Below are 10,880 nucleotides of genomic sequence, written 5' to 3' on the forward strand. Positions count from 1 at the left end.
GAAGCGCGTCGGCGCGGCTGCGCCCTGGTTCAGCTGACCACGGACAAGCAGCGGGCCGATGCTCACCGCTTCTACCAGCGGCTCGGCTTCACCGCGTCCCACGAGGGCTTCAAGATGGCCCTGTGACCACCGGTTACGCTGGTGCCGCGATGCGACGCAAGCTCACTTCCCCGCTGCCTCAGCGGCACGGCGTGGATCCGGTCCGGATGCGGCTGCCCCTCGACGGGCAGTGGCGCACCGTTCGGGACCACCTCGTCGACCGGATCCCGAAGCTCGCGCCCGAGCGCATCGAGGCGATGCTGCGGGAAGGACTGATCGTCGGCGTCGACGGCCCGCTCGGCTTGGACGCCCCGTTCGTCCCGGGCGCGTTCATCTGGTTCCACCGCGACCTGCCGGTGGAGACTCCCGTGCCGTTCGCGATCGACGTGCTGCACCGCGACGAGCACCTGCTGGTGGTGGACAAGCCGCACTTCCTGGCCACCACGCCGCGCGGTGGACATGTCCAGGAGACCGCGCTGGTCCGGTTGCGCCGCGAACTCGACCTCCCGCAGCTCAGCCCGGCGCACCGCCTGGACCGGCTGACCGCCGGGTTGGTCATGTTCGTGATCACCCCGCAGCACCGCGGCGCGTACCAGACGTTGTTCCACGACCGGCTGGTGCACAAGGAGTACGAGGCCGTCGCCGGTTTCGACCCCGACCTCGAGCTGCCCCGCACCGTGCGCAGCCGGATCCACAAGCAGCGCGGTGTGCTGGCAGCCGAGGAAGTACCGGGCGAGCCGAACAGCGAGACCCGTGTGGAGCTCGTCGACCGGCGCGGCGACCTCGGCCGATACCGGCTGCTCCCCCGCACCGGACGCACCCACCAGCTGCGGGTGCACTTGAACGGCTTGGGCATCCCGATCGTCGGCGACGAGCTGTACCCGGTGGTCCGGGAGCGCGCCGCCGACGACTTCGGCGAACCGCTGCAGCTGCTGGCCAAGGTCCTGGAGTTCACCGATCCGATCAGCGGCGAGCGGCGGCGTTTCGAATCCCGCCGGACGCTGAGCGGCTGGACCTGAGCGGGTCACGCCGCCGGGGTCAGGACCTTTCCGCTGGTGCGTCCGGTGGGGTTGCCGTCGAGCAGTACCGGCACGCCGTTGACCAGGACCGCCGAGCAGCCCGTCGCCAACTGCCACGGCTGTTCGAAGGTCGATTTGTCGATGATCGTGGCGGGGTCGAACACGGCGACGTCGGCGGCTCTGCCGGCGGCCAGCACTCCGCGGTCGGTGAGCCCGATCCGGGCCGCGGGCAGCGCGGTCATCTTGCGCACCGCGTCCTCGAGGGCAACGACGCCGCGTTCCCGCACGTAGCGGCCGAGGACCCGGGCGAAGGTGCCGAAGCTGCGCGGGTGCGGTCGGCCTTCGCCCTGCTCGGTCATGATCCAACCGTCGCTGGCCACCGACACCCACGGGTGCTGGAGCACCGCGTCGACATCGGCTTCGCTCATCGCGTGGTTCACGATCGTCACGTTCGCCGAGTGCCGGTCCAGCACGCGCAGCGCCGCTTCTGCGGGGTCCACGCCGTCGCGGCGGCCGATCTCGGCGACCGACAGCCCGATGTCCGCGCTTTCGGCACCGATCGGCAGGTCGGCGATGACCAGGCCTTCCGGGTCGATGTCCCGGCCGAACCTGGCGCGCAGCTCGGCTGCGATCCGCTCCCGGGTCGCCAGATCCGCCAAGCGCTCCAGGAGGGCGTCCTTGCCGCCATCGACCGCCCACGGACTCAGGCGCGAGACCAGGGACGTGCTGGACGCGGTGTAGGGGTAGACGTCGGCGGTGACGTCCACGCCGCGTTCGCGGGCGGCGTCGATGAGCGCGAGTGCTTCCACGACCTTGCCGTGGTTCTCCGGCCCCATCGCCTTGAGGTGCGAGATCTCCAAGCGGGCGCCGGCCAGTTCGGCGGCTTCGATCGCCTCGCGCACCGCGTCGAGCAGCGTCGCGGCTTCGTTTCGCATGTGCGTGGAGTACAGCAGCCCGGCAGATGCCGCCGCGGCCACCAGCGCACGCACCTCCGCGGCGTCGGCGAACACGCCCGGGGCGTAGATGAGTCCGGTGGAGAAGCCGACAACTCCTTGCTGCGCGGCGGTTCTCACCAGTGCGCACATCCGGTCCAGCTCGGCCGCGGTCGGGGCCCGGTCGGCGTCGCCGAGCACCGCCAAGCGCACCGCGTTGTGGCCGACCTGCAGCGCGACGTTGACCGCTGCTCCGCCGACCGCGTCCTGGAATCCCGCCGCATCGCGCCACTTCCAGCTCATCGCCCGGTCGTCGATGATGCTGGCGCGGCGGATCAGGTCCAGGTCGGTGAACGGGAACGGGGAATGCCCGCAGTTGCCGGTCACCAGCGTCGTCGCGCCCTGGTGGATCTGGGTGACGGCGGCCGGGTCGCCTTCCAGGGTGTAGTCGGCGTGCGAGTGCAGGTCGATGAAGCCGGGGGCCACGATCTGGCCGGTGGCGTCGATCTCCCGCCGCCCGGCGAGCTTGTCGGCGCTGAGCTCGGCGATCCGGTCGCCTGCGATGCCGACGTTGCAGCGTCGTCGCGGCGCGCCGGTCCCGTCGACCACCTCGCCGCCGTTGATCACGATGTCGAACACGGGCACTTCCTCGGACTCGGCGGGGCCGTGCGGCGTCGCGACACCGCACGGCCCCGGCTTCAGCTGGTTTCGAAGAACAGGATCACCGCGTACATCAGGCAGCACGGCACCAGCAGCGCGAAGCCGGTCAGCAAGATGTTCTTCAGGCTGGTCGAACGGGCCAAGCTCATCGCGCCGACCATGTTGGCGTTGGGGAACGGACCGTAGGTGTCGGCCTTGGAGGCGAACAGCAGCACCACGACCCAGGCGCCCGAGCTGATCCCGAGGCTCACCGCGAGCCCGCCGAACACCTTGTTCAGCAGCACCACCTGCGCGGCGGTCGCCCCCGGCACACCGACCCAGCCGAGCCCGGCGATGAGCAGCGCGAACACGAACGGCGACAGGCCCTGCATGCTGGTGCCGTAGGTGTCCAGGACGACCTGGAACGGCTGCAGCTCGTCGATCTCGGCGAACAGCACCGCCAGCAGCCAGAACAGCAGGAACACGTTCACCAGCCGCGCCGCGCCCCGGTACATCTGGGCCGCGATCTCGGTCGGGCTCAGCCCGCCGACCAGGCCGGCGACGATCCCGAGCACCGGCAGGGCCAGCAGCGGGAACGTGGTGCCCGCGCCGGAGACGATCGCGTAGGCGACGCTGACGACCAGGGCGATGGCGAACGCCGCGGTCGCCCGTCCGCTGCCGCGCGCCGGTTCCTCGTCGACGGCGCCGAGGTCCTCCGCGTTGTAGTCGTCCCCTGTTCCTTCGGTCCGCCGCTGCATCCACGGCACGATCACCAGGCCCGCGATCAGCGACAACACCGCCAGCGGCCCGGCGCCGTAGAGCAGGTACTGCAGGTAGCCGACCTTGGCGGCGCTCATGATCGCGACGTTGGAACCGGCGAACGGTGCCAGCGCCAGGCCGGCGCAGCCGCCGGTGAACATCATCGCCGCCGTCGCCGAGCGGGTGAAGCCGAGCCGGGCGACGACCGGCAGCAGCAGCGGTGCGGCGATCGCCAGCGCGCCCGCCAGGGTGCCCAGGCTGGCGACCAGCACCAGGCAGGAGATCATCACGCCCAGCGTGGCGGCGGTGCGGTTGCGCTCGCCGACCACTCGCATCACACCGCGCACGATGGTCGCCGCGATGCCGGTGCTGCGCAGGATCTCGCCGACCCCGGCACCGAGCATGATGACCAGGCCGATGACGGTGACCTGATCACCGAGCGATTTTCCGAGCATCTCCCCGATCGCGGCCGGGGTGGGCATCATGATCAGCAGCGCGGAGACCACTGCGACGACGGTGGCCACCATGATGTCCATGCCGAGCAGCGCGAGCGCCGCGTAGAGCACGATCGGCACCAGACCCCACAACGTGGGGGCCTCGACGAACGGCCCGAGGGCCGCGGACAGGACCAAGCCGGCGATGGCGGATATCGTGATGATCGATCTTCGGACCTTCGAGGGCCCGGTCGGGATGTCCGCGCGCGGCGGTGCACCCGCACTGTCCACATTGCTCATGAGGACTGCTTTCTGTGGGTCTGGTGGCTGTGCTGGGCGATGAAGTCCTCGTCGACCTCGACGCCGAGCCCCGGGGTGGTGGGCACGGCGACGACCCCTGCGTGCGCGACCAGCGGTGGGTTCACCACATCGCGGGCGTAGTACTTCTCCGACGCCGAAACGTCGGAGGGCAAGCTGAATCCGGGCAGGCTGGACAGCGCCACGTTGGCGATGCGGCCGATGCCGAACTCGTGCATCCCGCCGCACCACACCGGCCAGCCCGCCTCGCGGGCCAGGTCGTGCGCGGCGACGGCGGTGGTCAGCCCGCCCATGCGGGAAGCCTTGATGTTGAGGATCCGCGCCGCCTTCAGCGCGATCGCGGTGCGCAGGTCGTCCAGGGTGTCCACGGATTCGTCCAGGCAGACCGGGGTTTCGATGGACGCCTGCAGCTCCGCGGAGGGCAGCAGCGCGCGCGGCGCGAACGGCTGCTCGATCATGGCCAGCTCGAAGTTGTCGAGTTCGCGCAGCACCGAGCGGTGCTCGGGGATGTCCAGGTAGGCGCCGTTGGCGTCGACGTGCAGGTTCAGCTCCGGGAAGGCGGCCCGGACCTGCTTGACCGGCTCGACGTCCCAGCCCGGGGCGATCTTCAGCTTCACCCGCGGGTACCCGGCGTCGACCTGGCGCTGCACCTGCTCGAGCAGCTCGTCGATGGTGGGCTCGATGCCCAGCGACACCCCGGCCACCACGGTTTCCCGCTCACCGCCGAGCGCCCGGGCCAGCGGAACGCCCTGCTGCGCGGTCCACAGCGCCCAGCCGGCCGCGTCGATCCCGGCGGCGGCGAAGCGGTGCCCGCGCACCTTGCCGTAGAGCTCGCCGAGCCGGCTCGGGTGCTCGACCTCGCGGCCGAGGATGGCCGGCAGCAGGTATCCGGTGGCGATCGTCCAGCTGGTCTCGACCGTGTCCGAGGCGTAGTACGGGTCGCTCGGCGAGGCGATCTCGCCCCAGCCGACGGCGCCGGACTCGTCGACCAGCTGCACCAGGACGTGCTCGAGGTGGTCCTTGCGGTGCGAGCTGGTCTGGAAGCTGTGCTTCAGCGGCAGCCGGACGCGGTGCAGCGCGGCGCTGGCGATCTTCATCATGTCTCCGATCAGAAGTTCTCTGCTTCGTCCGCGTAAATCCCCAGGGCGCGGGAGAAGCGGTCCCGCTCGCCGAGGCGGCGTTGTGCGCCCTTGGCGCTGGCGGTGGTCAGGGTGGCCAGCACGTGGGCGACGGCGGCGACGGCGGTCGGCGAGTCCGAATAGGACGCGCTCTCGGTCTGCACGACGATGACGGCGTCCGCGACCTGGGCCAGCGGCGCGTCCTCGGCGTCGGTCACCACGACCAGGGTGCCGCCGGAGGCGGTGAACTGGCGGGCGACCTCGATGCTCTCGCGGCGGTAGCGGCGCAGCGAGAAGACGACCAGCACGTCGCTGGAGCGCACCTCGGTCAGCACGTCGACGGCCTGCACGATGCGGCCGTCGATGGTGGTCACGTTCGACAGCGACGCGCCGAGGTCGGCGGCTAGCAGGCAGGCGTAGGCGAAGGACTTGCCGGAGCCGAGGATGAACCGGCGGCGGGCCCCCACCACAAGCGCGGCGGCCCGCTCGACCGAACCGTCGCGGGCGATCGATCCCATCGCCGCGTCCAGCGACCGGACCTCCTGCTCGACGACCCGCTGCTGCAGAACGGCCGCCGAGCGGCGCTGCACGCGCGCGTCGTAGCGCTGGCGCGGGCTGGCCAGGTCGCGGTTGGCGTCATGGGCGGTCATGGCCACCTCCGGTGATCGGGACACGGGTGAACCAGTAAACCGAGGTCTCCGCCGAGACCTTCTGGCAGGAGCGGGCGGCGAGGCCGGAGGCGAGGAAATCGTGGAAGCCGGCGCGCACGGCGGACCTCACCTCTGCCGTCCGGGCCGGTTCGAGCAGCGCCGGGTCCGAGGGCACCACGAGCAGACCGTGGTCGCCGAAGCCCTGCTTGGTCCCCCAGTCCGCGCTCGTGAACCGCGGTACCGGCTCCGGTGCGAAGGGCTCGGGCGTCTGCTCCAGATCCCATTCGACGACGACCCGGTCCGACTGCTCGTGCAGGTAGAAGTCGTCGACGTACCAGCGGCCGACCGCGCCCAGCACGTCGAGGTTGAAGTGCGCGTTGCGGGAGATCAGCGGGTCGTAGCTCCAGCGCATGAAGCGCATCCCGGTGTCGCGGGCGACCTCGGCCTGCGCCTGCTTCAGCTTCCGGCCCAGCCCGATGCCCTGACTCTCCGGCGCGACCACGGCGGCCTGCGAGTAGTGGTACATCCGCGTGCCGTCGCCACCGCGCATGCCGTAGGCGAAGCCGAGCAGCGCACCGTCCTCGCCCACCGCTCCGACGACCGAGCCGCCGTTGCGCAGCAGCGCTGTCAGCAGCGGCGGGCTCAGCCCGACGTCGGAATCCCGGTAGCCGAACACGCGCCGGTACAGCGCGGCGGCCTGCCGCTGCAGCTCGGCGGTGTTCAAGTTCTGGACGACGAAACCGGCCGCCCGGACCTCCGACGCAGGTCCGCGTCCCACGGCCCCTCCTCACGCACCGCATCGGAACGATCGCCCCATGCAGCCATCTTACGAAACGTAACTTGCAACAACATGCGCGCCGGAACAGCGTTTGTCAACTGCCTTGCTTAAGCCAGCTCGAAAAGATACGTTTCGTATCTGTGAGCCTGATCGAAAGCGAAGCTGTCGACGCGGGCCGGATGCGCGACCGGCTGCACCGCTACGTCCGCCTGGAAACGCCGAGCGGGGACGCCGACGCGCTCGACGCCCTGCTCGATCTGCTGCGGCGGCGCTACGACGAACTCGGCGCCCGCACCGAACTGCATGCCAGCGCCACCGGCGCCAACCTGGTCGCGCACTTCCCCGGCACCGGCGACGGGCAGGACCAGCGACCGGTCCTGTGCCTCGGCCACCACGACACGGTGTGGCCCACCGGCACGCTCGACGGATCCGTGCCGTGGCTGGAGCAGGACGGCCGGATCCACGGGCCGGGCGTGTACGACATGAAGGGCGGCCTCGTCGTCTTCGAAACCGCCGTGGAACTCCTCGCCCAGCACGGGATTCCGCACCGGCCGATTACGATGGTCCTGGTCGCGGACGAGGAAGTCGGCTCGCCCTCGGCCCGGGGACTGGTGGCTGAGCACTGCCGCGACGCGGTCGCCGCACTGGGCTTCGAGCCCCCGCACCCCGATGGCGCGGTGAAGACCGCCCGCTGGGGCAGCACCCGCGCCCGCATCCGCGTGACCGGGCGGGAATCGCACGCCGCGCTGGCTCCCGAGGACGGGGCGTCGGCGATCGAGGAACTGGTCGACCAGCTCCTCGTCGTGCGGCAGATCGCCGCCGACCATCCGGACATGCTGTGCAACGTCGGCACGATCGCCGGCGGCGGCCGGACCAACGTGGTGCCCGGCGAGGCGTCCTGCGAGATCGGCATGCGCTTCACCGACACCGCGACCGAACGCTCGGCGCTGGCAGCGCTGCACGAATTGGCGCCGGTCCGCCCCGGAACCACCGTCACCGCGGAGATCCTCACCAGCCGTCCGGTGTGGACGGAACCGGATACCGGTGAGCTGACCGATGCGCTGGCCCGCGCCGGACGAGCTGTCGGGCAGGAAGTCTCCGGACGCCCCGCGGCAGGAGCGGCCGACACCAACTTGACCGGATCCCTGGGTGTGCCGAGCCTGGACGGTCTCGGCCCGGTCGGCCGAGGTGCGCACGCCCCGGACGAGCAGATCATCGCAGCGACCCTGCCTGAACGGGCGATCTTGACCGCTTCCCTGCTCGCGCACCTCTGAGCCGCCGCTCCGTCGGGCGGGTTGTGCGATGCGACCCGCGCAGGGGCGCTGGGGTTTCGCGAAGTGATCGTCCGTCCGAATCGGACGAGAAAGGCGGGAGGAACTTTCCCCGCCTGTTTCAACTTATAGCGCACCCCGGGGCTTGCGGCAAGACCCGGGTCGTGCCGCAGAATCTCCGTCCGAAGCCAGGACCTGCGAAAATCAGGGACTGGCGGGATGCGCCGACCGACGGACATGGGAGAAGCAGTGGTTGAAACCGGCAGCAGTGCGGGGATGTCCTCCTCGTCCGGTCGTTGCGTGCTGGATTTCCAGGACATCGATCGGAGCCAGGTCGCGCTCGTCGGCGGCAAGGGCGCGCACCTCGGCGAGCTCTCCCGGATCGAAGGCATCCGCGTGCCTGCCGGCTACTGCGTGACGACGGACGCGTTCCGCCGGGTCATGGCATGCGCACCGGAGCTCGAGAACCAGCTCGACCGGCTCTCGCAGCTGAGCCCGGACGACCGGGATGCGATCGCTGTGCTCAGCGCAGAGATCCGCAGCGCGATCGCGGGAATCCCCCTCCCCGACGATCTGGCGGCGGCGATCACCGGCCCGCTCGCCGGTCTGGGTGAGACGGCCGCCTACGCCGTCCGATCCAGCGCGACGGCCGAAGACCTCCCGACGGCTTCGTTCGCGGGCCAGCAGGACACGTACTTGAACGTCGTGGGACCGGCGGCGATCCTCGAGCACATCAGGTCGTGCTGGGCCTCGCTGTTCACCGAACGAGCCGTGACCTACCGCCTGCGCAACGGTTTCGACCACCGCAAGGTCCACATGGCGGTGGTCGTGCAGCGGATGGTCTCGCCGGACGCGTCCGGCGTCCTGTTCACCGCCGACCCCGTCACGTCGAACCGGAAGGTCACCAGCGTGGAGGCCGGCTTCGGCCTCGGCGAAGCCCTGGTCTCCGGTCTGGTGAACGCGGACGTCTACGAGGTGCGCGACGGCAAAGTCGTCGACAAGAAGATCGCCACCAAGCAGTTGGCCATCCGTGCCGTGCCAGGCGGCGGGACGCAGCGGCAAGAGATCGAACCGGAGTTGCAGCAGCAGCCAGCGCTGACCGATGCGCAGGTGGTGCAGCTCGCGCAGCTGGGGCGGCGGATCGAGGCGCACTTCGACCGTCCGCAGGACATCGAGTGGTGCCTGGTCGACGGCGACTTCCAGATCGTGCAGAGCCGGCCGATCACCACGCTGTTCCCGGTGCCACCGGTCGACGACCAGGACAACCACGTCTACCTCTCCGTCGGCCACCAGCAGATGATGACCGACCCGATGAAGCCGCTGGGCCTGTCGTTCTGGCAGATGACCACGCCGCGACCCATGTCCGAGGCCGGTGGGCGGCTGTTCGTCGACGTCACCGACCGCTTGGCATCGCCGGCCACCCGCGACGGGCTCCTGAAAGCCATGGAGACGTCGGATCCGTTGATGAAGGATGCGCTGCAGACCGTTCTCGATCGCGGCGACTTCATCCCGGCGCCGTCGGGGGATGCTCCGGACGTGCCCCTCCCCGGCAATCCGCCGGAGCCGATCGAAGCCGATCCGGCGATCGTCGACGAGCTGCTCGAGCGCGGCCGGACCTCCCTCGCCGCGCTCGAGCACGACATCCGGGAGAAGCGCGGGCCGGAGCTGTTCGACTTCATCCTGGCGGACCTCCAGGAGCTCAAACGCGTCTTGTTCGCCCCGGACAGCACCAAGGTGATCATGGCCGGGATGGGCGCGGCGTGGTGGATCAACGAGAAGATGCACGAGTGGCTGGGCGAGGACAACGCAGCCGACGTGCTCACGCAATCCGCCCCGAACAACGTCACTTCGGAGATGGGGCTCGCGCTCCTGGACGTCGCCGATGCGATCCGCCCGCACCCGGACGTGGTGGCCTTCCTGAAGGACGTCGAGGACGACGGGTTCCTGGACGAACTGCCCGAGCTCGCGGGCGGGCGCGAGGCGCAGGAGGCGATCCGCGCCTACCTCGACCAGTACGGCATGCGCTGCGTCGGCGAAATCGACATCACGAGGCCTCGCTGGAGCGAGCACCCCAGCGCACTCGTGCCCGTGATTCTCGGCAACATCGAGAACTTCGAACCCGGCGCCAGCAAGCAGCGCTTCGAACAGGGGCGGCAGGAGGCGTGGAAGAAGGAGCAGGAGCTGCTGGAGCGCTTGCAGGCCCTGCCGGACGGAACGCGGAAGGCCGAAGAGACCAGATCGCAGATCGACCGCCTGCGCACCTTCGCCGGGTACCGGGAGTACCCGAAGTACGGCATGATCAGCCGCTACTTCGTCTACAAGCGGGCGTTGCTGGAAGAGGCCGAGCGCCTGGTTCAGGCCGGAGTTCTCCGCGATGGCGAGGACATCTTCTACCTCCGGTTCGAGGAGCTCCACGACGTCGTGCGCACCGGACAGGCCGACGACCAGCTCCTCCTCCAGCGCAAGGAAGCGTTCAGCGGGTATCAGGCGCTCACGCCTCCCCGGGTGCTCACCTCGGACGGCGAAACCCTCTCCGGGTCCTACCGACGAGAGGACGTGCCCGCCGACGCGCTGGTCGGCCTGCCGGTTTCCAGCGGGATCGTGGAAGGGCGCGCCCGCGTCGTCACGGACATGACCGATGCCGATCTCGAAGCCGGCGACATCCTGGTCACCGCCTACACCGATCCCAGCTGGTCGCCCGTGTTCGTCACTGCCCAAGGCCTGGTGACGGAGGTCGGCGGCCTGATGACCCACGGCGCGGTGATCGCCCGCGAGTACGGCTTGCCGGCCGTCGTCGGCGTCGACCACGCCACCCGCCTGATCGAGGACGGCCAGCGGATCCGCGTCAACGGGACCAGCGGCTACGTCGAGATCCTGCCCGAGACCACCTGAACCCTGCGTCGGGGGTGGGGCGGCGGGGGGG

General features: G+C 70.2%; 9 protein-coding genes. 4 read left to right on the top strand and 5 right to left on the bottom strand.

All coding sequences use genetic code 11. The features are described from left to right. Both OU415_RS36825 and OU415_RS36830 read left to right on the top strand, forming a co-directional pair. On the top strand, window positions 1-126 hold a 126-nt coding region (locus OU415_RS36825; RefSeq protein ID WP_333779287.1), incomplete at its 5' end, for a GNAT family N-acetyltransferase. A 23-nt stretch (window positions 127-149) separates the two neighbouring features. After that, the gene (locus OU415_RS36830; RefSeq protein ID WP_270954348.1) at window positions 150-1,058 is read left to right on the top strand and encodes an RluA family pseudouridine synthase; all 909 of its coding nucleotides are present in this window, start codon (window positions 150-152) and stop codon (window positions 1,056-1,058) included. A gap of 5 nt (window positions 1,059-1,063) precedes the next feature. Here OU415_RS36830 and OU415_RS36835 read toward each other — a convergent pair whose 3' ends face one another. From OU415_RS36835 to OU415_RS36855, 5 genes are read right to left on the bottom strand one after another with little or no spacing between them, the layout of a single operon-like run. Next, window positions 1,064-2,629 carry an N-acyl-D-amino-acid deacylase family protein gene (locus OU415_RS36835; protein WP_270954350.1) on the bottom strand — a complete coding sequence of 522 codons (1,566 nt, stop codon included), beginning with the start codon at window positions 2,627-2,629 and terminating at the stop codon, window positions 1,064-1,066. A gap of 59 nt (window positions 2,630-2,688) precedes the next feature. Further along, the gene (locus OU415_RS36840) at window positions 2,689-4,122 is read right to left on the bottom strand and encodes a Na+/H+ antiporter NhaC family protein (RefSeq protein ID WP_270954351.1); all 1,434 of its coding nucleotides are present in this window, start codon (window positions 4,120-4,122) and stop codon (window positions 2,689-2,691) included. Beyond that, window positions 4,119-5,240, bottom strand: a complete 1,122-nt coding sequence (menC, locus tag OU415_RS36845; protein WP_270954352.1) for an o-succinylbenzoate synthase — start codon at window positions 5,238-5,240, stop codon at window positions 4,119-4,121. The genes OU415_RS36840 and menC overlap by 4 nt, the downstream gene beginning before the upstream one ends. An 8-nt stretch (window positions 5,241-5,248) precedes the next feature. Continuing rightward, window positions 5,249-5,908, bottom strand: coding sequence for a MurR/RpiR family transcriptional regulator (locus OU415_RS36850; RefSeq protein WP_270954353.1), 660 nt, complete (start codon window positions 5,906-5,908; stop codon window positions 5,249-5,251). After that, on the bottom strand, window positions 5,895-6,686 hold the full coding sequence (locus tag OU415_RS36855) for a GNAT family N-acetyltransferase (RefSeq protein WP_270954355.1): 792 nt from the start codon (window positions 6,684-6,686) through the stop codon (window positions 5,895-5,897). Before OU415_RS36855 ends, OU415_RS36850 begins: the two co-directional genes overlap by 14 nt. Before the next feature lie 140 nt (window positions 6,687-6,826). On the opposite strand from OU415_RS36855, the gene OU415_RS36860 reads away from it, so the two are divergent. Together OU415_RS36860 and rph are read left to right on the top strand one after the other, a co-directional pair. Further along, window positions 6,827-7,960: a M20/M25/M40 family metallo-hydrolase gene (locus OU415_RS36860; protein ID WP_270954356.1), complete on the top strand. Its 1,134-nt coding sequence runs from the start codon at window positions 6,827-6,829 to the stop codon at window positions 7,958-7,960. Window positions 7,961-8,257: 297 nt separating this feature from the next. Beyond that, window positions 8,258-10,849 (top strand): rifamycin-inactivating phosphotransferase, encoded by a 2,592-nt coding sequence (gene rph, locus OU415_RS36865; RefSeq protein WP_270954358.1) that lies wholly within the window; start codon window positions 8,258-8,260, stop codon window positions 10,847-10,849. Window positions 10,850-10,880 lie beyond the last annotated feature (31 nt).

It is taken from the genome of Saccharopolyspora oryzae, assembly GCF_027853915.1.
Taxonomy (GTDB): domain Bacteria; phylum Actinomycetota; class Actinomycetes; order Mycobacteriales; family Pseudonocardiaceae; genus Saccharopolyspora; species Saccharopolyspora oryzae.

Bases quoted from the DNA above. Each gene is read 5' to 3' on its own strand.
- OU415_RS36830 (WP_270954348.1), top strand. From the start codon at position 150: ATGCGACGCAAGCTCACTTCCCCGCTGCCTCAGCGGCACGGCGTGGAT.
- OU415_RS36840 (WP_270954351.1), bottom strand. From the start codon at position 4,122: ATGAGCAATGTGGACAGTGCGGGTGCACCGCCGCGCGCGGACATCCCG.
- menC (WP_270954352.1), bottom strand. From the start codon at position 5,240: ATGATGAAGATCGCCAGCGCCGCGCTGCACCGCGTCCGGCTGCCGCTG.
- OU415_RS36850 (WP_270954353.1), bottom strand. From the start codon at position 5,908: ATGACCGCCCATGACGCCAACCGCGACCTGGCCAGCCCGCGCCAGCGC.